Origin of the sequence: Nocardia sp. NPDC005366 (assembly GCF_040606855.1) — a bacterium.
Lineage (GTDB): Bacteria > Actinomycetota > Actinomycetes > Mycobacteriales > Mycobacteriaceae > Nocardia.
In genome coordinates this window covers 96,612-120,726 of the sequence record NZ_JBEXFQ010000016.1, presented here as the reverse complement: position 1 = coordinate 120,726, position 24,115 = coordinate 96,612, and the positions used below count along the sequence as shown (strand labels likewise).

Below are 24,115 nucleotides of genomic sequence, written 5' to 3'. Positions count from 1 at the left end.
TGTGGGGCGACTCGACCTGCGGGCTCGCCCCCGGTCGGTCGGATTCGGGCACGCTCACGGAACACCTCACGCAGTGACCCTGACGAGCGGCAACCGTCACGACGTCACACAACTCGGACCTTGAGCGCACCGTGACCGAAAGATTCCTCACAGCAGAGGCTTTCGACTCGTCTCGTCACTGCCCGGTCAGCTGAGTGATTGCTGAGGCCGACAGGCCCACCGCCGTGCCGAAGAAGCTTCTCGAGCCGCGGGCGCGAAGGTCTCGGTGGACAGGCCGTGTGGGATACAAAGCTGAAGCACCTCGCAAAATCTGCGGCGAGTGTCGGCACCGGGCCCGGCAAGATCGCCGAGGAAAACCGTTTACGCTTACCGGCTTGCGCATCGACTCGCTTCTCGTTCGGTCCGTGGGCGGCCAGCTCGGCTTGCAGCGCCGCGGCAAGCATCCGTCCTGATCGGTCGGCAGAGCCGCCCTCGATTGCCGCGAGCATGCTTGCCTCCGGCCCGGCATCGGCGCGTTGGACTGATCAACCCTTGCGTACGACGATCATCCGGGAAGCTACTCTTCCCGTTTATTCACGAGTCGATCGTTGCTCCCGCTGACGCGCCAGCATGCATAGGATCCTTCCGCAGGTCAGGACTGGCTCGGTCGGACGCGCTCAGCCGGTGTGGTAGCACTTCTGCGCTTCGAGGATTCCCGCACACCCCTCCCGATCGGCTCCGCCAACCGCTCAAGAATACCGAGGAACCACCGGTGACCGGGATCAAGTTAGCGACTGGGATGCCAGTAGACAGCATGGGTGAGATTGGGAAGCTCCAGCGGTAGGTCGAGCAGGCGCAACTCATCGTGCGGGTATCGGTCGTAGAGTCTGGCCGGGATCAGCACCAGCAGGTCGGTGCCGACAATTAGATCGGCGATTACTGTGAAATTCTCGACTCGTACGGCGCAACGACGATCGACGCCCCAGGTCGAGAGTGTGGCGTGGACTGGAGAGATCAATGGATGATGGAAAGGCACCACCCACTTGGCCGCACTGGCCTGTTCAATCGTGAGCCGCTCGCCGATCGAAGTATTGCCGCGCCACGTCGCACATAGCCAGTGGTCTTCGAACAGCATCACGCTCGGAATCTCGGACGCGGCGAAGAATCCGCGCGGAGCGATCAGGATATCGAGATTTTTCAGCTGATCGAGGGGCTTCAGTATGTCGTTCGGATCCAACGCGCCGATATCTAGCACCACGTTCGGGGCTGCCTGGTTGACTTCAGCGACGATGTGCGGACCGAGCACTGCCAATGTCGCGTCCGAGCAGTGCACCACGAAACGCCTCTCCGCAGTCTCGGGTTCAAAGCGTAGCTGGGCTCGCAGGAGCTGCTGGAGTTGGTCGACAGTCGGGCCGAGTTGATCGTAGAGACCTTGCGCAAGTGGAGTCAGCTCGTACCGCACGCCGACGCGAGCGAGCAGTTCATCGTCGAAATGACGGCGAAGCCGGGCGAGTGCAGCACTCGCCCCTGGCTGACTGAGACCGACCCTTCTGCCGGCACGAGTCACGTTGCGTTCTTCGAGCAGGGCGTGGAGGACCACCACCAGATTGAGATCGAGACCGGGCAGCTCCATGCACCGACGGTATGTGACCGCCGTCATAAACCTGCCGGCTACCTCTCGATGCGAAATGGTTGCGTCCGGCAAGGTCGTGTATGAGCCCGGCGCCAGTGAAGTCTGAGCGTGTCGTAGCCGAGTAGCGGATGGTCGCCGCGTGATCCTCGGCAGACCGACCAAAGTCTTCGAGGAGAAAGCTCACGCGATGACTGCTGTCCAGCTTATCGACCCGGAAACCGTCTCTGCCGACCAACTCGCCGAACACAATCCTGACCTGCTGCGTGACGTTGTGTCCTCGTTGCACCGGGCGATCTTCAAATCCACCCGGGTGCGCCTGGCCCGCTACGGCGTTCCGGAACGGACCGTGTTGCTGCACGTCCCTCCCGCCCGCAACCCCGAGCTGCGCGCGGCGCTTCCCGGCACCGGCCAGCAACGCTCGAGCCTCGGGGTGCGCTTCAGCGATGCCCCCGGCCCGCGATGATGCGGGGCCGGTGAGAACGTCGGCACCGAGCCGGTGTTGCTGAGCGCACAGGTGGGTCCGTGGAGAGCGCGGGCTGAACACCGGTCCGTCAGCGCGACATCCCCGCAGCTCACGCCGAGGGGCCGCGGCGGGTGCACGAGCTGGCCGCCGAGGCTACTCGGCAGCGGCATCTGCTGAACACCGAGAGTGTGCCGATCCCTGATCGGGTCGCTCGGCAACAACAGATCGATCGAGTCGACCGCGAGCGGGACATGCTCGTAATCACGCTCCGAGGCGACGGTGTCTCGCCGGTCTGGGTGGATGTCGCACGGCGACTCTGATTCGACCAACAGCCCTGGCCCCCGGCGCAGATTCTGCCCCCGCTCCCACGGGCGACACTATCGCGCGGGAGCCATCACCGCGTCGCCTCCGACACCCAGCTGCTCGCCGACATAGCCGCGATCGCTACGGCTGGCCAGCACCTGCTGGACCACCACCAGATAACAATCGACCCGAACTCGGCGGCCGAGCACCAATTCCGACGCAACATGCAGGCGATCTGGCTACACCGGGGGCGCCTTCGGCGACACTGCGCGCCGAAGACTCACCAAAATCCCCGCACGCGACATCACCGATGCCACGTTTCCCGCTCTCACGGACTGGCTCGAACGAACCCGCACCCGCCTGACCGGCACACTGCCCGCCGCCCCCGCCTGCTCGAGGCACGTGTGGTCATCGGTGACTTCAAAGCCGACCGCAACCTGCGGCAGCGGCATTCAGCGTTGGGCTACAGAACACCGGCCGAGTACGCTGCGGCCTGCACCCACACCCACCATCCGGTGGACTGCGGGATCAACTGAAACTGACGAAACAACCCGGACTCTACTCCCGGGTGGTCGCGCTATCGGGGACCGGCCATGGAAACTGAGGAGTTGCGCGAAAGGCAGATCCGCAACCTATGGATTTCGGCACCGACCCGCAGAGGCTGAAAGCGCTCAGTTGACGCTGGTAGTGCACCCGCGAGCAATCAGAGCTGATAGAAGCACCCACGCGCCGTGGCTGGATTTGGGGTAGTGGCCAGTGAGCTTCTCGATAAGCTTCAATCGGACCTCTACGGTCCTGGGGTGAACTCTGAAGCGCGCTGCGATGGCGGTTCGGTTCTGCTCGTTAATCAAATACTGATAGAGCAGCTCTAGCAGGTCAGGATAGTCTTCTAGAGGGGCAAGTATTGCGGCGAGGTGGTCTCTCGCTTGTCCAGGACGTGACAATTGAATCTCTCTCACCATGTCATCGAAATGGTACAAGCCACTTGGGTACCTAAGCCTACGGACCAAGTCGAGGAGTTGGTGCGTCTCTTCAACAGCTGTGGGGACATCTATGTAGTCGGCGACCGCCACGGCAGCAGCGATAGAAATCTGCCCGGAGTCGCACAACTTTTGGATGAGCAATTCGAGATCCTCCTCGACGAAGGCTTCCGTGGGTAAAACTACGGTACCTCCGCTGATGCTCAGCAAAGTGAGAGCGCTTGTTCCGCAAGATTCGGCGAGCATGGCACGAAGTTGTGTGAGTGTTCGAAATCTGAGAATGCGACCGGATTGCGGCATGGAGTTTTCTTCGGAAGTTGCGATATGAAGAGCAAGCACTGTAAAGCGCGATTCTGTTTCGGATTCGAAGTAACTTGACGTTATGCGAGGCTGATATCTGCTCGTCGCAGCCGATGTCAGCACATCGGTGTTGCTCGATTCGTAGGCTTTCACTCGTACTTCATCGATGTAGGCGGCTGTGATGCGTGTAGTGAGCACATCCTGGACCTCGATGAACTGTCGCATGGACTTCGAAAGAGGGCAGTGTCGTTGCCGACACGGCTCGGTGCAGTCCTGTGAGACTGAGTTGATGGGATCGAGAAAAAGCCGGAAGCCAGAATATACGGCGTGCAGGACAGAATCGAGGCGAATGTCGGCAGCGGCGAGCACCTTCGCTGTCTCATCGATTTGTCGGATTTCCCACTGTGATGGGTGGAGGCGCTCCGATCGCTCCGCGTGTTCGATGCAACTCATGACAATCGAGCTGATACCAGAATGTATCTCTCTGAGGACCTGACCGTCGATCGGAGTGCCCTCGGCGATGCGCTCGGTTATGTAGTCCACCGTTGCGCTGGAAGGAAGGTCAGGCGACGATCGGCAGTCGGAATGTGCTTCAACTGGTAGCACCGAGGACGGTTGAAACCCGGGGGGCGTGCTGATTTGATAGCTAGCTCGCTGATGCTGGACTTCTGGTCGGCTCCGTTGTTCGCCCGTGTGGGTGGTCTTCTCCACGGCCATCAGAATAGCTGGTTTCTTGCGCCAATCTGAATTGTGGCCCATGCGATGAATGGTGCCTCCTTACTGGCACCGTATGCCATAGTGCCGTCCGTATCATCGAGCACTTGTCTGCAGTCCGCCCGAGCTGTTGCTGTGGCCTGACGACAGAAAATTCCGTGGGCGAGGTCGCCAAATTGTCTGGCGCCTTTAACCGCTGTGGACTTAAGGGTGGGGTGGTCAGGCATGTCGGCGCATCTGACGGTGGTGCATCGCCCTATTGTCTCGAGCGCTCGCGCGCTTTGTTCGAGTTTTTCACGGGTCGCAGGATTCAAGCGTCTTCCCGGTCGGAATCCGGTGACACCGACGCCTCTCTCCTCGGCCGATTGGAGGTATGGAGCACGGCCTCGACCGGATTCGACTCCTGTTGTGAAGGCAATCTTGCTGTCCAGACGACTCATGACCCAGACCTGCTTCTCAGTAGTACGCAGCGCATCGGAGTGCGCAGCTAACAATTTGGTAATTCTACTGTTTGTGATAAACGTATTATCTATTGCTTGCGCAAGGATAAATCGGTGTGGCCATGGAAGGGGTTCGCAGGTCAGGCGAAATGCCAGAATAGCTAACCGACGCCGGATGGAGAGCCGCTCGCAACGCATGGCGATCATAAAATTTCCTAAGTTTGTAGGTGCCTGGGGTTGATGTCCTTGATGCCCAGAGCGGTGGGGTGTAACTGATTAGTTTCTGTTTGTGTTGACGCTCGGAAGGACTGACTGCCCCACCGCGCTTGACGCTCCGGTTGCTGATTTAGAGCTAGGTCGACGACACCGGAAAGGCGGTGACCAGTCAGAAGTTCGGCAACGACCAGGCCGCGATCGAGGCGTTGATCGCCCGCGCGGGCCAGGCCGCCGACAGCGTGCGGTGGGCGATCAATCTGATCAGTCCTTTGGTGTGGCTGCTGATCATGGTGCTGCTGGCCGTCGATCAAACGGTGACCTATGTACCAGAGCGGGTGGTGAACTCGATGACCGGCAGCTTCCGTGGTCAGTGCCAGACCGACGCCACGGACGCGCGGATGATCGCCCAGTGCGTCCGCCTGTGTAGGGACCTGGCCCCGGTGGTGATACTCAACGAGCTCGTGGTCGGGCTGACCTGGCTGACCAGCTATCGCACAGATCCGATGGCGGACTGGGTGGGAGGGACCAACCGGTTGCGCGCGATGCTCGGATCGATCTTCCTCGCGTTGGAAGCCGTGTTCGATTTCACGAACTGGACCCCGCTGGTCCTCCTCGCCGGACTGGACACTCCCGCCGAGATCCGTGCGGACGGAATCGACGGTGTCACACCGTATCTCACCGACAATGATGCGTGGAAACCGGGCGTCGTCCAGGCTGCCGCCGCGGTCGATGCCGCCGGACGCCAGCGCCTGGCACTGTCCGGCGAGACAGCCACAACGATGCCGGTCAAACGCATCGCGCGCAAGGTGCTGGATCTGGACCGCGAGATCAAGGACACCGACAAACTCATCACTACCCGATTCCGGCGACACCCCTCGGCGCGCATCATCGAATCCCAACCCAGCATTGCCCCCGGACTTGAGGCGGAGTTCCCCTTCGGCACCGGCGGCAACCCGGCCACCTTCGCCCACGCGGGCCGCCTGGCCTCCAACGTCGGCCTTGGTCCGGCCCGCCGCGACTTCGGCCGCGTCAGCGGCAACCTGCACCGCTCGAAGCGCTATAACCGGTGCATTCGGCGGGTGTTCTACAAGACCGCTCTGTCGAGCCTGCGCTACGCCAAGGCGCCCTCGCGACGGTTCTGCGACCGAAAACGCGGTGAGCGACTCATCCATGTGCAAGCCCTTCTCGCCCTGGCCCGCCGCTTCGTCGACGTGTTGTGGACGCTGCTGCGAGACGGCCGCGAATTCAGTATGGAGAACCCGACTCCGGCGGTTTGACATGGTCATCGAGAGTCCCCTCCTCGGACAACACGGGACACAACTCGGCTGCATCACTCGGCGGTGGTGGGGGCACAAGCCGAGGTGTAGGTGAACGTAAGCACGGAAGCTATATATGTCAATAAGTGATCTAGGTTTACCAGGTCGCGGGATGAGGGGCTTGCCTGGTCGACCCCGTTTTGGCGCATCATGCTCTGCTGTTCAGTGCGGTATACAGGTACGGGGCGGTCGGCGGCAATGTCGCGTGGGGGCCGATCGGGTACGTCTTGCCCGCCACTCGACCCTTGCGAGACAACTAGAAAGTAATCTATGTTATCTATGTTCTGAGAGTTGGTGGCGCCACGCGGAGTACTTCGAGAGGTCGGCAGTGTGGAGACGGTCGTGACGTCCCGACTGGCGGAAACACGATCCCCAACCCCTGGGCCACGGCCAACCACGCCTGACAGCAGACACCGTGGAGAGCCCGTTGCGTTGAGAGACGCACGGCGGGTTCGGTGAGCGGCTCGCAGAGACGGGCCGGCGGCAACACCGGCACCGCGCTGCGAGCCGACTCAACCAGACCGGGCTTCAGGCTGCTCCGACCTGAGCCGTCGACTCGACGCTCTATCAGCTGAAGTTTCGCCAGCATATCCAAGCCTGCGGTGTCGAGGCGTTGCCTGTATGTCTTGCCGCGCTATCTCGGCACCGGCTTGAGCTGCTGAGACGACGTGATGCGGCCGAACTCGCACGCGGCGGCCGTCAGCTGGGAACGTGACAGAAGTAAGTGTCGGGCAGTGGCCCTGTCGAACTTCGCGTTCGCGAATGACTGTTCTCGCGCTGTGGATGAGGTTTCCGTTCGTGCGGTGGCCGGCGTCGATGCTGCGATACGACTGGACGAGATCGGTGCTCTTTACCAGCGGGGTGGCCCCGAGGGTGAGCACTTGCCGCACGAACTAGTATTACTAGTTAAAATAAGTGTGGTTCCATCGGGGTGCACCCAGGGCCGTGCGGCAAAAGAAGGCGAGTTCATGAGCAGCGGTGTCGAATCAGTTGATGATTCACTGTCGGATACGACCGGTCGCCCACATCCTGCGCGGTCCAGGGTCGAACTGTATCCCGTGATCGGAAGAACCCAGGCCCGCTATACCGACATGGACCCGAATGCGCATTTGAACAACCTGGCGCTGGAGTCGTTGCACGAAGACGCGCGTGCCGGCCTGACCGCGCGGGTGTTTCCCGGTGTACATGACCCCGGGGCGCGGCAAGTGCGGTTGGTCACGTCTCAAAACGTCGTCCATTTTCTCGCCGAAGCGCACTGGCCCGCAGTGATCGAGACCGGAGTAGGGATCGGTCGCGTGGGCCGAACCTCGTTCGTGGCATCCTCGGCGCTCTTTCGTGACGGAATATGTCTGAGCATCTGCGATACCGTGCTCGTCGCGGTGGGTGACGATGGACCCGTACCGATAGTGGGCTTTGCGCGAGAGATGCTACAAGAACTGCGGTTACGCGCGAGTTCCATATCGGCTGACCACAAGAGGTAGCCCGGAGCGCCTCGGTTACTTTGTGGAACTGCCCGGGTTGCGTCGTGCCCGGCTGCGTCGGCTGAGTACACAGCCAGCTTTTGTCGACGCCTGGTCGGCGGACGAGATGAATGGATGGCGTGAATGGATCACATACGTGAGTCTGCCTGGGCAGACGATCTCCACGTCGGTGACTCGTATCGGTTGGGCGAATACCAGGTCTCCGAGGATGAGCTGATCAGATTCGCACGACAATGGGATCCTCAGCTGTTCCATACCGATCGCGTAGTGGCGGGCGAGGGGTATTTCGGCGGTGTTATCGGAAGTGGTATCCACACGATCGCGATATGCCAGCGATTGGTCGTTCTCAGTGTGTATTCTCGATGGAACGTGATTGCCGGGCGTCGATTTCGAGAAGTGGAATTCTTGTCTCCGTTGCGTCCGAACGATGTACTCACCGGTGCACTCACCGTCGAGGGGGTCGTACTGGACAACCGATCGCGCGGACTCGTGACTGCCGCTGCCGAGGTTGTTACAAGCGAAGGGGTGAGGATCTTGACCATGGTGACCGAGATGTACGTACGCGCTAACACATCCTCAGCAGTGATCGACGGCCATGGAATCGGCGCGCGTGGTGCCGATGCGCCCCTGGCCTCCGGCGAAGCCGTCCAGTGACGACAGGTTTGTTCTTCGTCATGCGTTGATTTGTTCACGGGGTGCGCCGCGGGAGATACGGCCGCCGCGATCGTGATTCACGTCGGCGACTGAGCTGCCGCGTTGCTCTCAACCTCGTGCCGCGCAGTCGTCCGGGGTCGTGGTGGCGACGCGATCGCCGCGGTCAAGCGCGGTTTCGGCAAATGACCTGGCGAAGTGCCGGTGATGAACCAGACTTTGCTCATCGATGCCTCCTCCGGGATGCGATGTGAGCTTTGTTGGATCAGTACAATTATCTCTTAGTCTAAGAGTGTGGCTAAGGAGGCTCCGGTGTCCGGTCTGAGAGAGCAGAAGAAGTTGGCGGCATGGCGCGCGCTGCGTTCGGCCGCGCTGCGTCTGTTCGAGGAACGCGGCTACGAGGCCACCACCGTTGATCAGATTGCCGCCGCGGCCGGGGTGTCGCGTGCGACGTTCTTCAACTACTTCGTGAGCAAGGAGGCGGTGGTCTTCGATCCCGATCCCGAAGAACGGAAGAACTGGATCGAGGTGATGCGCGGCCGGGCCGACGGGGAGCCACTATGGGATTCGCTGACCGTGGTCCTGTTGGCGTTCATCGAGGCGTTGCGCGACCGGATGCCATTGCAGCGCAAGTTGAAACAGCGATCGCCGTCGCTGGCGCAATCCACCCATAACCTTGGCGAACTCTTTCGCAATGATCTTCATGAGTGGGCGTTGTCGCGCCCGGGTGCGGAGCAGATGTCGACCGTGCTCCAACTGAATCTCGCCCTCGCGGCCACCGCCACCGCGTATCAGACCTGGGGCGTGGATGCGTCCTTCGACGACTATCTGGTGTTACTGCGGCGGTGTCTGGACCTCGCGAGGCCGGGCGGGCTGAGCCCCGACCACCCACCTGATTGAACAACGCCGACGGTGGCCCGCATGAGATCGTCGGTTATGACAGTTCCGTAGACCCTCGGTCTTCTCGAGCCTCCGCTCGAATTGGCGCCTGAGGGCCACGGTTAAGCGCGAAGCATCTTCTCGCTGCGCTCCCAGAGCCGCCGAGCGAGGTCAGCGTCATTCGATTGCGGGTTGAGCTTGTTGGCCGGCGTTGCCTTCTTCTTCTCATAGAACTCCCCGGGCTGCCACGTCTGACCTGGCGTGCCCTCGGCCAGCCAGGTGAGCGTCTCGGCACCCTTGTCGGGAGTGATGAGCATCAAGCGGCGGCCGATTGGGTTGCGAACGATGTGGCGCATCCAGCTGCTGGTGTCCGATGCGAACCCGGTAGCAACACCGCCGGGGTGAAAGCAGGCTGCGGCGATCCCCATATTTCCGTAGCGCGTTTGCAGCTCTTTGGTGAACAAGATGTTGGCTAGCTTGGCGTCGCCGTAGGCCTTATTGGCGCTCCACTTACCCGTGTTGTTCAAGTCGTCGATGTCGATCTTCCCGAACATCTTGGCTGCATTGCTCGTGGTCTGAATGACCGAGGCATTGGAGGCAATCAGTCGGTCCATCAGGAGTTCGGTCAGCAGGAACGGTGCCAGGTGGTTGACCTGAAAGGTCTTGTCGAACTCGTCTTTGGTGGTCACCTCGGTGAAGATGCCGCCTGCGTTATTCGCCAGCACATCTATCTGCGGGTATTCCTTCAATAGCGTTGCGGCCAGGGCCTTGACCTGCTCCAGGTCTTGGAAGTCGGCGACGTGGTGTGGCGCGTCCAGCTCATTCGCCACTTGCCTGGTCTTCTCGGGAGAGCGGCCGACGATGATGACGCGTTCGCCTAGTGCTGACAGCTGACGTGCAGCTGCGGCACCGATGCCGTCGCTTGCTCCAGTGATGAGGACGGTCTTATTGGCCATGGTGCGGTCCCTTTCGTTGGTCATCGATGCGACTACGGCTACAGGCTGTCGCTGAAGGGCTCGAAAAAAGTAGACTAGTCTAAGGGTAGATGAGTATAACAAAGGAATCAAGATGGTCCTACGCGAACAGAAGAAGCTGAAGGCTTGGCGCACCATTCGCGCGGAGGCCCTACGCCTCTTCGAGGAGCGGGGCTACGAAGCCACCACGATCGAGCAGATCGTGGCGGCTGCTGGCGTCTCTCGCGCAACGTTCTTCAACTACTTCGACGCCAAGGCATCCGTTGTCTTTGATCAAGATCCCGCAGAGCGGGTCGCGTGGCACGAGATGATGGATTCGCAGCCGGACGCGCTGCCTCTGTGGGATGCGCTGGGAGCGATCATCCTGCAGATGACCGAGTCGCTGGGTGGTCGCATGCTGCTGCTACGACAGCTGAAGCAGAACGACCCAGTGCTCGTTCAGGCGACACAGGCCTACGGCCATTCGTTCCTCGAGGAGCTCACCTCGGGGGTGCAAGCACGAGCCGAGCGGTTGGACAGTGACGAGTTGGCGTCCAAGCTGCAGACCAACGTTGCGCTGGCTTGTGCGCCTATCAGGCCTGGGGTTCGGACGAGGCCTTCGAGGGCTTCGTCAGCCGCACGAGGCGATGTCTCAGGCAAGGGCGCCCCGCAAGCGTCGAGTAATGATCCGCCGCAACCAGAACACCCGGGAATCGGCCTTCTACCGCTGCGCGAACACCTCACCGGTGCCGCCTGCCCGACTGGTGGAAGTCGCCGGCCGCTGATGGTCGACACGGAGGATCGTCCTCGCCATCGAACACCCGGCAGACGATCCCCACATCGACCCGATTGCTCTGACCCGCAACGAATTATGACGCATGATCACCGCACTGACACTCAACCCGGCCCGCCCCTTCGCCCACCGGCTGTGCTGGGCGATCTGCCGACGCCGACATCAATACCGCGCCCGCCGCAGTCACTACCAGCGGCGATCTCAACTCACAGCACGAGGTCGGTGGAGTATTAGACTCGCGCTGTGCTCGACGTAATATCTGACTGGCACGCCAGCGGCATAATGGCGCTCACCGGCCGTCCAGACGGTCCTGAGATGCTGCCGCTAGGTAATGCCGCCACCGTCGCCCGCGAACTCTCGGCCTACCTCCGGAGTGCCACCGAGGGCACCGGCAATGTCATCGAAGCCTCCAGGCCCCGCGCTTTACGGCGCTTCGGATTGCACGCCGAGGATTTTGCGGACGCCGGCGGGGTGTGGGTTTCCATCAGTGCTCGTGGACGACAGTCCGATCGCGTCGGGTTCGGTGATGACATCGCTGCGGCAAGTGGGCTTTTCGCGCTGGACGAAGACGGTACGCCGCTGTTTGTCGGTGATGCCATCGCCGATCCGCTGTCCGGTTTGGCCGCCGCAGCGGCGGTCCTGAACACCGCCTCCGGAGCCGGCCGACTCGTAGAGATTGCGATGTCCGATGTCGTCAGCTCGACCCTTCGGGCGGACATCGATTGCGACGCCGCGTGCGTCCCGGCTTCGTCCGGAGCCGCGGCACCGCTTCGCAGCCGTCGACCGAGGGGCTCGGCCCCGGCCAGCGGCGAGAACACCGGTGCAGTGCTTCGTGAATTCGAACTGCGATGAGCGGTGCGAGCATGCTCGTCAAAAATGCGGACATCGGGCACCGGTCGACGCTGGACGTACGCATAGACGGCGGTCTCATCACTGAACTCGGCCCCGCGCTCGATCGATCCGACCTCGACGTACTCGATGCTGCGGGCGGTGCCGTAATCCCAGGCCTCACGGATCACCATCTGCATCTGCATGCTCTCGCGGCGGCCACCTCGTCGATTCGTTGCGGGCCACCGCACGTACGAACCGCCGAGGACCTCGCGGTGGCCTTGAGTCGCGCCACGCCGGACGATACCGGCTGGATTCGTGGGGTCGGCTACATCGAAACCGTTGCCGGAGAACTGGATCGGCAGGGACTGGACCACTTGCATTCCCGGCACCCGGTTCGAATACAGCACCGCAGTGGCGCGTTCTGGATACTTAACACGGTCGCGGGGGGTGCAGCAGGATTGGCAACCGCTCATCATCCAGGAATCGAACGGCTGCCGGGCGGACAGCCCACCGGACGGGTGTGGCGTGCTGACACTTGGCTGCGCTCGAGGCTGCCGGACAGTGCGCCGCCTAACCTGCGCGAGATCGGTCGGCATTTGAGTCGATACGGCCTGACTTCGGTCACGGACGCGACGCCCGACCTCGCAAACCAATCACTTCGATCTATTGACGACGCAGTGGTCAGTGGCGATATCAGGCAGAACATCTGCCTCCTCGGCGCCCCCTTGGAGTTCACGCCTGTCCGGTCTGGGCAGCATGAGCGGCTGACCTATGGCCCCTACAAAATTGTCATTGCCGACTCCGCCCTCCCCGATCTAGGCGAGTTGGAAGCCCTGATCGAAAGCGTCCACCGAACTGGGCGGGCTGTTGCCGTGCACAGCGTTTCTATCCCTGCGTTGGTGCTGCTGCTTGCCGCTTTCGACGCCACCGGAACCGTGTCGGGAGACCGCATCGAGCACGCATCCATCGTCCCTGACGACTGTGTTCCGAGGCTGAGGCAGCTCGGAGTTCGAGTCGTCACTCAGCCCGGCTTCATCGCCGACCGGGGTGACGACTACCTACGAGACGTTGATGCTCGTGATCTACCCGGTCTGTACCGCTGCCGGTCCCTGCTGGATGCATCAGTTCCCGTCGCTCTCTCGAGCGACGCCCCTTACGGCCCACTAGATCCCTGGACCGTCATCTCGGCAGCAGTACGCAGACAGACCATCTCGGGAGCGGTGGTGGGCCGTGGCGAACGGCTTGCAGCTCGCGCCGCGCTCGACGCTTACCTCGCGCCAGCTCACGATCCTGGCGGACCGCCTCGGCGCATTGCGGTGGGGGAACCCGCTGACTTCGTGGTACTCGACGCGCCGCTCGACGACGTCCTCGATTGCCTGAGCAGCGAGCTCGTCGTGCAGACCTTCATAGCGGGGGCACGCGTGTGACCTGGCTGGTCGACGGATCCGTCGACCAGCCTCGGTCCTGTCCGACGCATTTCGCAAGCGGCCACAATCCGCGGTCGTATTGCAAACGGCCAGAGAGGCATCCACACATTCTTGGGCGTGGTGAACTCCTGAATGCCGTACACGCCGCCCAGTTTGTCCGTTGCCTGATTGCTTCATACCGCCGAAGTGTGCACCGACCGGAAGATCGAAGAAGCCGTTCACCAAGACATGGCCGACATTGACGGCGCTCGCCGAGTTCAGTGAGCGCCGTCAGCATCGAGCGTTTCCGGTGCGGGCCCCGGATCATGTAGTCAGCGAGCTATGTACTCGCGGGGTAGCACGATAGGCGTTCGTCAATGACATTGCGATTGATCTCGGAGGTGCGCTTGGCGATGGTGTGGGCGCGGCCGAACAGGTAGTCCCGACTGATCTCCGGCAGTTGGCCGGTTACCGCAGCTTCGCCTGCGCGGCGCATCGCGGTTTCCGACGTGCGCCGCAGGTGCTCTGCTGAGAGCATCGTGGTGACACTGCTCTCAGGACCGGGTGAGGAGCCATTGACGACACGAGCGACCTGCCGCAGATTCAGCGCCTGTTGATGGTCCAGCAGCGCACCGACCTCGCGGATGTCGGTGGCGTTGTCGCGACCGATGCGCACCAAATCGATCAGGCCGAAAGGTGTACGCCCATGCGATATTCCGCCGATGGAGATGCGCTCGTTATCGAGCGCTGCACGAGCGATAGCCAAGCCGTTGTCGACATCCCCTACGACGTCAGTGTCCGGAACGAAAACATCGTAGAAGAAAACTTCGTTGAACAATGCATCTCCGGTGATCTCGCGTAGCGGCCGCACTTCCACGCCGGGCGCTTCGAGGTCGATCACCATGGCGGTGATGCCTCTGTGCTTGGGTGTGTTGCGATCGGTTCGAATGGTTGCCAGGCTGCGGTTGCAGTTCTGCGCGTTCGAGGTCCACACCTTTTGGCTGGTGACACGCCAGCCGCCCTCGACGCGCACGCCTCGCGTGCTCACTGCCGCCGCATCGGAGCCCGCGCCGGGTTCGGAGAACAGCTGGCATCAGACGAGTTCGCCGAGCAGCTTGGGGCGGATCCATTGTTCGACCTGCTCCGGTGAGCCGTGTTGACCCAAGGTCAGAATAACCCACGCTCTGATACCGAGGTTGGGGAGATCGACCTCCGCGAAATCTTCTTCTATGACAAGCTGCTCGATGGGACCGGCTTCGCGGCCGAATGGCTTGCGCCGGTGAGGCATCAAATAGCCGGAGTCGACCAGCATCTGTCGTCTGTTCGTCTCGGGCGCAGCGAGTAGGTCCGTGACGAAAGTGGCAGCCTGGGTGCGAAAGTCTTCTGCCTCCGGCGGCAGATCTACTGCTACTCCCGACGAATTCCGCCGGCCGCCGCTGCGTATACGGCATTGTGCGCCGAAGCCGGTCCTACGAACAATCCGCGGATGCTCTGAGCGCGGCGAAGGTACAGGTGGCAGTCGTGTTCCCTGGTGAAGTCGATACCGCCGTGGATTTGGAGGCTCTTCTCGGCATTGCTCACGTATTGGTCGTATGCCGTAACGCCCGCCACGTCGGCGGCCAGTTCGGCTTGTTCGCCGCGGGCATCTGCACGGGCAGCATCCCACGCCATGGTGACCGCGAGCTCAGAACCAGCGAGCATGTTCGCCAGGTGATGTTTGATCGCCTGGAAGGAGCCGATAGCTCGACCGAACTGCTCGCGTACTTTCGCATACCCCTGCGCGTCCTCGAGAGTCGCGCGCTCCGCCGGCGGCTTGCTTCCTGTCTGGCGTGTCCGTCACCGAACTGACGCGGTGCGACGGACCATTTTGCGCACGAGCTACACCGTGTTTTGCTTCGCTTACTTATAGTACTATCTTCACTATGTGAAAGGGGACACGGGCCGATGAGCTAATAGAAGCATCCGGAGAGAAGTTGGTCCGAGCCGTTACTGGACATGGATGGAGGCACTGTGATTCTCAAGGTTGGCCAAGCGTTGGCAAGCACCACCGATACGACCGCGCTCATCGTGGTGCGCGCGCCCGCGGGTGAGATAGCGCTCACCTGCGGTGGCGCGCAGATGGTCGCGGGCAAGGCCGGAACCGGGGACGGAAGTGCCATCGACCCGAACCGTAATTTCGGCACCCAGCTCGGTAAGCGGTATGTCGACGAGGAGGTTGGGGTCGAGGTGCTGTGTACCAAGGGCGGCCAAGGCTCGCTGGCAGTCGGTGACCGCCCGCTGGAGATCAAGCAGGCCAAGCCGTTGCCGTCATCGGACTGACTACCGGCTCGATCGGTGCCCCGAACTAGTGGAGTTCTAATGAATGTGAAGATGCTGCTCGAAATGGCCATCGACGGCTTCGGTGATCGGGTGGTGATCGGTCGTCGGGAGGGCGGAATAACTGCCGCTCGGCTCGGAGAAATGTCCGAAGCGGGCGCATCTGCGATCCGTGCGTCCGGTGCGGACGCGGTGGTGTACCTCGCGGTCAACGGGCCGGCCTTCCCGGTGGCGCTGTTTTCGGCAGCCCGAGCGGGGGTGCCGCTGGTGCCTGTGAATTATCGGCTCGGTGCTCAGCAATTGCAGTCTCTGCTGGCCAACCATCCCCGGGCGATCGGTATTGCCGACGAGGCTCAAACCCCGGTTCTGCGCGCCGCGGGTCTCACGGTCGTGACTCCGGAGCAGTGGCTGGCCCGGTGCGCTCAACCGCTCGTGGCCGACGGGGAGGGGGCCCGCGAGGACGATGAGGGCGACGCGCCCGCCGTCATCATCTACACCAGCGGAACCACGTCGGCACCCAAGGGGGTGTTGCTTCGACACGAGAACCTCACCTCGTATGTATTCGGCTCGGTCGAGTTCGCATCCGCCGAGTCCACCGATGCTGCCCTGATCAGCGTTCCGCCCTATCACATTGCGGCAGTGGCGAATACCATCACCAGCCTGTATTCGGGCCGGCGCACTCTTGTATTGGAACGATTTACGCCTGCGCAGTGGCTCCAGCTCGCTCGCGACGAGCGGATCACCAACGCCCTCGTCGTCCCTACGATGCTGGCTCGCATCGTCGAATCCGGCGATGAGAAGACTGTTCCCTCGCTGCGCAGTCTCGCTTACGGCGGAGCGCCCATGCCCGCAGCAGTTATCGAACGGGCTCTGCGGATGTGGCCGGAGGTGGGGTTCGTCAACGCGTACGGGCTCACCGAAACCAGCTCGACCGTGGCTGTACTCGGCCCCGACGATCATAGAGATGCGCTCGCCAGCGACGAACCAGCGATTCGGGCACGGTTGAGTTCGGTCGGTAGAGCTGTTCCGGGGATCGACCTCGAAATCAGGGATGAGAACGGCGTCGTCCTGGGGTCAAGGATCACGGGTAGCATCCATGTGAGGGGTGAGCAAGTCTCGGCCGAGTACGCGGGCATCGGACGCATGGTCGATGACCGAGGCTTCTTCAATACCCGCGACCAGGGGTATGTCGATGAGGACGGCTATCTGTACATCGGCGGGCGCGTGGATGACACCATCATCCGCGGCGCGGAGAATATCGCGCCCGCCGAGATCGAAGAGGTGATCCTCCGCCATCCGGCCGTGCTCGACACCGCCGTTGTCGGTGTCCCGGACGAGGAATGGGGACACCGGATCGAAGCGGCGGTGGTCGTACGTTCCGGTATGCAGCTCGACCCGGAAGAATTACGCGCCTTCGTGCGCGATGTGCTGCGCAGCAGCAAGACGCCCGAGCGGATCGTCTGTTGGGATGAGCTACCACGCACAGAGACGGGAAAGCTCGTCCGCCGTCATGTGCTCGAGCGTATTGTCGCTGACGACATGGTAGTTTGAATTTTGTCCCGAAAACGGTGGCGCCCTCTCCAAATCCATTGGGGGCGCAACTGTTTCGGCTGCCGTGTCGGCGCCCGGATCCTGGTAGGTTCTCGGTGTCCCTCAGGCGAAGAGATCGACAATGGCTGTCTCGCCAGGGCCGTCGTCGAAAACTTCGCGGCCTGCCGCGCGTATATGATCGGCCCAGTGCTTCTGAGCGCCCTCGGAGTCCCGCGACTCGATTAGGGCGACCAGCTTTTCGAGCGACTTCAGGTTGTGGTGAAAATTCTTACTCGGAGCTGCTGTCTTCGCGCCTTTTGCGAATGTACGGGCATGGTGTGTGTCGATAATCTCGCGCACAACTTCGGTCTGCACGGCCAGGGTCCGGTTTCCTGCCCGCTCAGTGATCAAGCGGTGAAATCGCGAAGTCAGCTGCGACCATTCGGTCAAAGAGGCCAGTGAACCCACACCGCGAACGCCCAACCGCCGCAGCACTTCGATGCAAGCCCGCAAGTCCGCGAGGTCTGTGTCGGACCGGCGCGCGGCCAGCAACCCGGCACATGCGGGCTCCGAGATCAGCCGCGCCTCGTACACATCGGCGAGAGTGGTGTTCTCCAACTGCAGGATGAGGCCGACATATCGTGCTGCTACGCCGATTTCGGGGACAGTCACCTGTGCGCCGCCGCGGGTTCCACGCCGGCCGCCGATCAAGGACTCGGTTTCGAGAATGCGGATTGCCTCGCGCAACGTCGGGCGCGAAATGCTGAACTCCTCCATCAGCTCGGCCTCGGTGGGAAGCACATCGCCGGGCGCTAGTTCGCCGTGCACGATCTTGCTCCGCAGTCGCATCGCCACGAGCTCCGCGGTTTTCGGCGCGTGAACCGCCTGCCGCTGATCGAGCCCTGGGCCGGAATGGGCCTTGTTACTGCTCACGAGGGGAGATCTTACCTCGATAACCTAGATAAAGATCTACGACAATCGACTCACCTCTTTCACTTAGTGAACTTTCTAAGTAGGTTGGGGCTGGGCCCTCCGAGTACGGGCTCGGTTGGCGATCGGCCGCGCGGGCCTGACCAGTTCACGACACGGAGGTACGAATGACGACACAAGAACAGCAGAAGGAAGCGTCGAAGGTATACACCTTCCGCGACGAGGACGTTCAGCGTGCGCACGACCTGGTCGGCACTTACCATGCCGTCACTCAACGTGAGCAGTTCACTCGGGCGACACCGGACGTCATGCGGAATTTCGCGCGCAGCTATGGCGATGACAACCCGCTGTTTGTAGATGAGGAACACGGCCTCGACACTCGGTGGGGTGGCCAGATCGCCCCTCCGATGATCAATATCGCACTCACGCGCGATCTCTTGGCGGACCCGATCCCGAAAGAGCAGCGCCGCCCCTCATTTCGCGGCATCCACGTGTTCGTTTCCGGGACCACCACCAACTGGTATCGCCCGGTCTACGACGGCGATACCCTATACTCGTTCCAGGGCTTCAGCGACGTCGAGTTGAAGGAATCGGAGTTCGCGGGTCGCTCGCTGATCGTCACCCGCTCGCATGTGCAGATGAACCAGCGGGCCGAGGTGGTGCAGGTTCAGAACGTCATCTCGATTCACACCGAGCGACACGAATCGAAGAAGCGCAACAAGTACCAGGCGATCGAACCAGCGTCCTACACGCCCGACGATATTGGGAAGATCGACGAAATCTATGCGGCTGAACAGCGTCGCGGTTCGAGCGCGCGGTACTACGAAGACGTCAAGGTGGGAGACGGTCTCGGTACGATGGCGAAAGGGCCGTTGACCGCCACTGACATGGTTGTATTCCATTCCGGTGGCTATGGTTTCGCTCCCTACACCCCCTGCACCGGTCGTCTGGCGTACCAGAATCGTCAGCGGATCGCGCCCTTCTACATCCCGAACGAACAGGGTGTGCCCGATGTAGCGCAGCGCATTCACTGGGACAGCGACTATGCGCGTTCGATCGGCTTGCCTGCCGCATACGACTACGGCATGATGCGCGACTGCTGGCTTTCGCACTACCTTACCGACTGGATGGGCGACGATGCCTGGCTGGTGACGATGTCGAGCCAGATGCGCAAGTTCAACTACGAGGGCGATACTCACACGATCACCGGCGAGATTGTCGGCAAGCGAGTCGAGGACGGCTGGCATCTGGTGGACATCGAGTTGCGTGGCATCAGCCAGCGGGGTGAAGTCACCTGTCCCGCGACAGCCATAATTGCGCTGCCCAGCAGGGAAAGCGGCTTGGCTGCGCTTCCGACCCCGCCCGAGGATCTGGAGGCCACGGCCAGGCAGATTCTGGCGCGCCACGGTGAGCTGCGTGCCGCCGCACGAGCCGTTCGCAACTGAATCTGCGCGCAAAGATGAACGGGCACGTGGGCCCTGATGTTCCCCGGTTTCGTGGAGTCGGCACAGTGGACTTCAGGCCACGGGTTGGATGGTTGACTGCCTCATCTCGTACTCGATCGGGGTTCGCATACCGAGAGCGGAATGTCGGCGGCGGTTGTGGAAGATCTCGAGGTATTCGAAGATCGCGTTGGCCAGCTCGATTCTTGTTTTCCATCGTTGCCGGTCGAGTAGCTCGGTTTGCATCCGCCCTAGTGTGTCGCGCCTGAGATCCGTCGAAGATATTTAGCGAGTGATTCGAGGATCTCTTCCGCGGTTTTGCGCCAGACGAAGGGCTTCGGGTCGGCGTTCCATTGCTCGATCCATGTGGTGATGTCTTTGTCCAGTGCCGCGACGCTCTTGTGGACTCCTCTGCGAAGGAGTTGGTCGGTGAGGAACCCGAACCAGCGTTCGACCTGGTTGAGCCAGGACGAGCCGGTCGGGGTGAAATGCATGTGGAACCGTGGGTGTTTGGCCAGCCAGGTGTTGATCGCCGGTGTCTTGTGGGTGGAGAGGTTGTCGCAGACCAAGTGCACGTCCAGCTCCGCGGGCACGGCTTTGTCGATCGCGACGAGGAATTTCTTGAATTCGGTGGCGCGGCGGCGAGAGTACAACTTGGAGATCACGACTCCGTCGGTGATGTCGAACGCCGCGAACAGGCTGGTCACACCATGGCGGACATAGTCGTGGGAGTATCGCTCGGGCATGCCGGGCATCATCGGCAACACCGGTTGCGAGCGGTCCAGCGCCTGGATCCCCGACTTCTCGTCCACGCACAGCACGACCGCTTTTTCCGGTGGATTGTGATACAGCCCGACCACGTCGACGACCTTGTCCACGAACAACGGGTCGGTCGAGAGTTTGAACCCGTCGGCCACATGAGGTTTCAGCTCGAACTTGCGCCAGATCCGCCCGATAGTCGATGGTGACAAGCCACTTCGTCGGGCCATCGAGGTTCGTGACCAGTGCGTCGCGTTCACCGGTTTCTGTTCCAGGGTCGTGGTGAGAACTTCTTCGACCTTGTCCAGCAGGATCGACGGAGCCCGGCCCGGACGCGGCTCGTCGGACAGACCCTCGAGGCGTTTGCGCGCGAAGCGCGTGCGCCACTTACCCACCGTCTGGGCTGTGATACCCAACTCGGCCGCCACATCCTGATTGGATTTGCCTGCCGCGCAACTCAATACGATCCGGCAGCGTTCCGCGAGCGCCTGTGACGACTTGGCTCGACGCGCCCACCTCAGCAACGTCTCGTGTTCTTGGTCGGTCAACACGATCTCGGCTACCGGCCGCCCACCTCGATCGCGATCACCCAGCCCGCCCAGCCCCTCGGCGGCGAACTGCCGCCGCCATCTCGCCACCGATCCCACCGAGACACCGACAAGCCGCGCGGCGCCCGCATTCGACATACCCTCCGAACACGCCAACACGATCCGCGCCCGTTGCGCCGCACGCCGATCCGACGACTCCACCATGCCCATGAGCACCACCCGCTCAGCATCGGACACAACGATCTCAACAGCCGAAGGCCCACGATGCGACACACAAACAGGCTAACAACTTAAGCGACGGATCTCAGGCGCGACACACTAGAATGATTCGACGATGGCGTTGTCGTAGCCGTCGATCGAGCCCGTCGACCAGCCGACCACTTGACGGGAGAACGCGTCGGGCACGACGGCGCAGTAGTCCTTGCCTACCCGGGCTCCGATGTTCGGTAACGTCGTTGAACCACAACTGATTTGGGTTCGATCGCGTGAACGACCGGTTGACAAGATCTCTTGCGGTCGGGGTTTGATGCTTGGGCATGGGTCGGCGGTTACCGGGCAGTCCCTTGATCCCGGCGCGGGCCATCGACAGCTCGATCTGGCCGTGGCCCACGCTGATCCCGAGACCGAGAGTGAGTTCGGCGTGAAGACGATGGGCGCCGTTGGTGGGGTCACCGACTTTCGCCGAAAATCCATCGAAGTTCGTTGAATAGCTGGTCAGGGCGGGTGAGGACTTGCATCAGCGGTGGTTCGCGTCGGGGAAGCGAGCCGGATTCGACGTCGGTCCGAACCAGTGCCCGGATCGCGCCGACCCCTCGCTCCCCTCTGCTGATCACCGACACCGGTCTCGTCGGCGCTTTCAGCACGTGCTCGGCGTACCTTCTCGAATCGAGCAGCCGCACCCAGGAGCTCTTTTAGATCGGCAGATAGACACACGCGCAAGGACTGGCGAGCGCGTCCCGCCGAAGTGGCTGAGCCCAGAGCGCGGGAGTCGTGCGAAAACGGTCGGTGCGGCACATGACCGAACTCGCCGCCGCCCTCGACGACCGCGGCATCGACCTGGTCGTGCTCAAACAAGGCATCGACATCACTACCCGCCGGGCGGTTCCTGTTCCACGTCATCGCCGCCATGGACGAGATGACCGCCGACCTCATCAGCGAAGGCACCCTCGAAGGACTCGAATCCGCCCGTGCTCGCGGCCGGGTCGACGGGCGACCGGCGGCGCTGACCGAGTTGCAGGTGATCAAGGTTCGCGAGATGTACGACGAAACCGACAAGACAGCAAACGCCGCTACACCGTCGCCCAGGTCGCCGAAACCTTCGCCATCTCACGCAAAACCATCTACCGACACCTCGACTGCGACACCACCACCTGACGGACTGTGGCTCTTAACACACCCGCTTGAACGACAAAGCCGCTGGTCAAGCCATTGACGTCTTTTTCCGTGCGATTGCTACCTGAACCCCCAGTCGCCGGATCGGGTCGCGAATTCGGCGAGTCCGGTCGATACCGCCTCGGGTTGTCCGTTGTTCTGCCGCGCGGCGGCGGTGAGCACGTCGATGTGGTTGTAGCCGGGTAATTCGATGACCTCGTCGCGCGGATTACCTGAATCGGCGACCGGAATTCCGCCGCTGCCGCGGAAGGTCAGTATCGGGTTGCGGTTCACCCCGTCGAGATGAATGTGGTTGCGCGCGAACGACGGCGCCGAGGTTTGTTGCAGGTCGAGTGACAGCCGAGTCGGGAAATACCATTCGGTGAAATCCAGCGGCGGTTCGCTGAGATCGCGGGCGAGTTCGGCGATGGAGGTCACTTCGCTGCCTGGGCTGGTGTACGGGCGCGCGTCCGGTCCCGTCAGCGCCGCGATGTCGTCGTAGTCCAGCCAGCGGTAGACCGTGTCGGGGGCGAACACCGTCGGCGACACCTTGGGCGCGTCGCCGAACATGCCCATCGCGAGCGGGCTGCGCGCGATCGCGTCGGGGACCGGGAAGGTTTTCGGTCCCACCGGCCCGCCGCCGACGAATCCCACGCTGGTCTGTAGGAATGCGAACGGCTGAGAATTGTCGTCGAGAATCGCCCCGAGCACGGCTTCGTTGGTCGCGTTCAGATCCCGCACATCCGGAACTCCGGTGGCGAAGATACCCGCGTCCTGTGAGAGCAATGTCCGCAAGGTCGCGGTGATATTGAGATTGTCCGGGAGCCGTCGAACGAGATCGTTGACACCGTCGGGGTTCAGCCTGGCGGCGAGCCCGGCCAATGCCAGCAGGTTGGTGGTCTCGGGGTTGATGACGGCGGGCAGCCGAAGGACCGGCGCGGCGGTATCCAGTTGCAGCGAAACGCTTTCCACTGCCGCGGCGATCGGCGCGGGCAGATCGGGGACTTGCACGCCGCGCAGACTCAGACCGGCCGCGATGGTGGTGTCGAGCGCGAAATAGCCGGAACACTGGTTGTATCCGGCGTCATCGGTGGTCGCCGAGTCGCCGTCGAAATCCCATTCCGCGAAATAGCCCGTGACGAACCCGCCCAGCGAATGTCCGCCGCAGAGGACTTTTCGCTTGCGCACCGCCGGGTCCGGGAATTCCAGGCGCAGCACGTCGTATTCGTCGCGCAGTGTCTGCTCTAGTCCCTGATCGCGCAGCCATGCCGTCGCCGCGCCCTCGGCGACCCCTGCGAAGCGGCGACCGTCCGCCTCGGCTCCGTGGAAGTAGTAGTCCGCCGCGGTGTCGAACGAGCCGCTGCGCAGTGCCGCTCGGACCCCCGTATGGTCCTCCAGGCAGTTCGACCGCCGGTCCAGTGCCCAGAACTCGATATGGCTTCCCAGCTCGGCGGCGCGCGAAACCGTATTGCGGGCAACGCTTTCGAACGCGCCTGCGCCCTCGAAGACACCGGGTTGCGCGACCAGGACGCGATCGGCGTCGGCCGAGGAACGCGGTCCGTCGACAGAGCGCCATCGCAGATAGGACACCGTGTCGCAGGCCGCGGGGTGTGGCGGACTCCCCGGTGGTAACGGCGCGGCGAGGGTCACCACCGAGGAGACGACCGATGTCACCGGCGACGACGACGCGTAGACCGACTCCGTCCGGCCCGGCACGTCACCGTCCGCTACCGGCGTCGCCGAGGACACCGCTACTCCCGTACCCGCCAGCACCACCAACACCACTAAGAGACCGTTTCGCCGCAGTCGCATCCGCCCATCCCTTCACACCGCCGATCACGCTCATCGAACCGCTCGGTGAGCTACCCGGCCGGTGGTTCG

At 62.3% G+C, this 24,115-nt stretch carries 20 protein-coding genes and 4 pseudogenes; 14 read left to right on the top strand and 10 right to left on the bottom strand.

Annotated elements, in window-relative coordinates:
• Positions 1–766 precede the first annotated feature (766 nt).
• Positions 767–1,612, bottom strand: coding sequence for a LysR family transcriptional regulator (locus ABZS43_RS19825; protein WP_355037371.1), 846 nt, complete (start codon positions 1,610–1,612; stop codon positions 767–769).
• A gap of 139 nt (positions 1,613–1,751) precedes the next feature.
• On the opposite strand from ABZS43_RS19825, the gene ABZS43_RS19820 reads away from it, so the two are divergent.
• Together ABZS43_RS19820 and ABZS43_RS19815 are read left to right on the top strand one after the other, a co-directional pair.
• Positions 1,752–2,075: a hypothetical protein gene (locus ABZS43_RS19820; protein ID WP_355037370.1), complete on the top strand. Its 324-nt coding sequence runs from the start codon at positions 1,752–1,754 to the stop codon at positions 2,073–2,075.
• A gap of 698 nt (positions 2,076–2,773) precedes the next feature.
• A pseudogene (locus tag ABZS43_RS19815) lies at positions 2,774–2,914 on the top strand (IS3 family transposase); the annotation flags it as partial.
• 135 nt (positions 2,915–3,049) lie between these two features.
• Here the strand turns inward: ABZS43_RS19815 and ABZS43_RS19810 are convergent.
• Positions 3,050–4,201, bottom strand: coding sequence for a helix-turn-helix domain-containing protein (locus ABZS43_RS19810; protein WP_355037369.1), 1,152 nt, complete (start codon positions 4,199–4,201; stop codon positions 3,050–3,052).
• Between the two features lie 979 nt (positions 4,202–5,180).
• Here ABZS43_RS19810 and ABZS43_RS19805 point away from each other — a divergent pair.
• The 5 genes and pseudogenes from ABZS43_RS19805 to ABZS43_RS19785 all read left to right on the top strand — a co-directional run.
• Positions 5,181–5,576: pseudogene (locus ABZS43_RS19805) on the top strand (transposase); the annotation flags it as partial.
• Positions 5,571–6,305, top strand: a complete 735-nt coding sequence (locus ABZS43_RS19800) for a transposase (protein WP_355037432.1) — start codon at positions 5,571–5,573, stop codon at positions 6,303–6,305. The pseudogene ABZS43_RS19805 and the gene ABZS43_RS19800, both read left to right, overlap by 6 nt.
• Before the next feature lie 773 nt (positions 6,306–7,078).
• Positions 7,079–7,825 (top strand): acyl-CoA thioesterase, encoded by a 747-nt coding sequence (locus ABZS43_RS19795; protein ID WP_355037368.1) that lies wholly within the window; start codon positions 7,079–7,081, stop codon positions 7,823–7,825.
• 123 nt (positions 7,826–7,948) lie between these two features.
• Positions 7,949–8,479 carry a MaoC/PaaZ C-terminal domain-containing protein gene (locus ABZS43_RS19790; RefSeq protein ID WP_355037367.1) on the top strand — a complete coding sequence of 177 codons (531 nt, stop codon included), beginning with the start codon at positions 7,949–7,951 and terminating at the stop codon, positions 8,477–8,479.
• 309 nt (positions 8,480–8,788) lie between these two features.
• Positions 8,789–9,376 carry a helix-turn-helix domain-containing protein gene (locus ABZS43_RS19785; RefSeq protein ID WP_355037366.1) on the top strand — a complete coding sequence of 196 codons (588 nt, stop codon included), beginning with the start codon at positions 8,789–8,791 and terminating at the stop codon, positions 9,374–9,376.
• A 101-nt stretch (positions 9,377–9,477) separates the two neighbouring features.
• Here ABZS43_RS19785 and ABZS43_RS19780 read toward each other — a convergent pair whose 3' ends face one another.
• Positions 9,478–10,311 (bottom strand): SDR family NAD(P)-dependent oxidoreductase, encoded by an 834-nt coding sequence (locus ABZS43_RS19780; protein WP_355037365.1) that lies wholly within the window; start codon positions 10,309–10,311, stop codon positions 9,478–9,480.
• Between the two features lie 112 nt (positions 10,312–10,423).
• Between ABZS43_RS19780 and ABZS43_RS19775 the strand changes: the two genes are divergently transcribed.
• From ABZS43_RS19775 to ABZS43_RS19765, 3 genes are read left to right on the top strand one after another with little or no spacing between them, the layout of a single operon-like run.
• The gene (locus tag ABZS43_RS19775; protein ID WP_355037364.1) at positions 10,424–11,335 is read left to right on the top strand and encodes a TetR family transcriptional regulator; all 912 of its coding nucleotides are present in this window, start codon (positions 10,424–10,426) and stop codon (positions 11,333–11,335) included.
• Positions 11,336–11,344: 9 nt separating this feature from the next.
• On the top strand, positions 11,345–11,953 hold the full coding sequence (locus ABZS43_RS19770; RefSeq protein WP_355037363.1) for a CoA transferase: 609 nt from the start codon (positions 11,345–11,347) through the stop codon (positions 11,951–11,953).
• Positions 11,950–13,359: an amidohydrolase family protein gene (locus ABZS43_RS19765; RefSeq protein WP_355037362.1), complete on the top strand. Its 1,410-nt coding sequence runs from the start codon at positions 11,950–11,952 to the stop codon at positions 13,357–13,359. Before ABZS43_RS19770 ends, ABZS43_RS19765 begins: the two co-directional genes overlap by 4 nt.
• Before the next feature lie 319 nt (positions 13,360–13,678).
• Here the strand turns inward: ABZS43_RS19765 and ABZS43_RS19760 are convergent, their stop codons facing one another.
• The 3 genes from ABZS43_RS19760 to ABZS43_RS19750 form a co-directional block, all read right to left on the bottom strand.
• Positions 13,679–14,425, bottom strand: coding sequence for an acyl-CoA dehydrogenase family protein (locus ABZS43_RS19760; RefSeq protein ID WP_355037431.1), 747 nt, complete (start codon positions 14,423–14,425; stop codon positions 13,679–13,681).
• Positions 14,426–14,431: 6 nt separating this feature from the next.
• On the bottom strand, positions 14,432–14,650 hold the full coding sequence (locus ABZS43_RS19755; protein ID WP_355037361.1) for a hypothetical protein: 219 nt from the start codon (positions 14,648–14,650) through the stop codon (positions 14,432–14,434).
• A 95-nt stretch (positions 14,651–14,745) separates the two neighbouring features.
• Positions 14,746–15,078 (bottom strand): acyl-CoA dehydrogenase family protein, encoded by a 333-nt coding sequence (locus ABZS43_RS19750; protein ID WP_355037430.1) that lies wholly within the window; start codon positions 15,076–15,078, stop codon positions 14,746–14,748.
• A gap of 294 nt (positions 15,079–15,372) precedes the next feature.
• Here ABZS43_RS19750 and ABZS43_RS19745 point away from each other — a divergent pair, with 294 nt between their 5' ends.
• Together ABZS43_RS19745 and ABZS43_RS19740 are read left to right on the top strand one after the other, a co-directional pair.
• Positions 15,373–15,657 carry a hypothetical protein gene (locus tag ABZS43_RS19745; RefSeq protein WP_355037360.1) on the top strand — a complete coding sequence of 95 codons (285 nt, stop codon included), beginning with the start codon at positions 15,373–15,375 and terminating at the stop codon, positions 15,655–15,657.
• 39 nt (positions 15,658–15,696) lie between these two features.
• Entirely contained in the window at positions 15,697–17,205 is a 1,509-nt protein-coding gene (locus ABZS43_RS19740) for a long-chain fatty acid--CoA ligase (protein WP_355037359.1), read from the top strand.
• A 102-nt stretch (positions 17,206–17,307) separates the two neighbouring features.
• Here ABZS43_RS19740 and ABZS43_RS19735 read toward each other — a convergent pair whose 3' ends face one another.
• The gene (locus ABZS43_RS19735; RefSeq protein WP_355037358.1) at positions 17,308–18,117 is read right to left on the bottom strand and encodes a GntR family transcriptional regulator; all 810 of its coding nucleotides are present in this window, start codon (positions 18,115–18,117) and stop codon (positions 17,308–17,310) included.
• A 164-nt stretch (positions 18,118–18,281) separates the two neighbouring features.
• On the opposite strand from ABZS43_RS19735, the gene ABZS43_RS19730 reads away from it, so the two are divergent.
• Positions 18,282–19,559, top strand: coding sequence for a MaoC family dehydratase N-terminal domain-containing protein (locus tag ABZS43_RS19730; RefSeq protein ID WP_355037357.1), 1,278 nt, complete (start codon positions 18,282–18,284; stop codon positions 19,557–19,559).
• Positions 19,560–19,631: 72 nt separating this feature from the next.
• Here the strand turns inward: ABZS43_RS19730 and ABZS43_RS19725 are convergent.
• Positions 19,632–19,802 (bottom strand): annotated as a pseudogene (locus tag ABZS43_RS19725) (IS3 family transposase); the annotation flags it as partial.
• A gap of 5 nt (positions 19,803–19,807) precedes the next feature.
• Entirely contained in the window at positions 19,808–21,100 is a 1,293-nt protein-coding gene (locus ABZS43_RS19720; protein ID WP_355037356.1) for an IS630 family transposase, read from the bottom strand.
• An 838-nt stretch (positions 21,101–21,938) separates the two neighbouring features.
• On the opposite strand from ABZS43_RS19720, the pseudogene ABZS43_RS19715 reads away from it, so the two are divergent.
• Positions 21,939–22,295 (top strand): annotated as a pseudogene (locus ABZS43_RS19715) (recombinase family protein); the annotation flags it as partial.
• A gap of 20 nt (positions 22,296–22,315) precedes the next feature.
• Here the strand turns inward: ABZS43_RS19715 and ABZS43_RS19710 are convergent.
• Positions 22,316–24,046 carry a hypothetical protein gene (locus ABZS43_RS19710; protein ID WP_355037355.1) on the bottom strand — a complete coding sequence of 577 codons (1,731 nt, stop codon included), beginning with the start codon at positions 24,044–24,046 and terminating at the stop codon, positions 22,316–22,318.
• Positions 24,047–24,115: the final 69 nt, after the last annotated feature.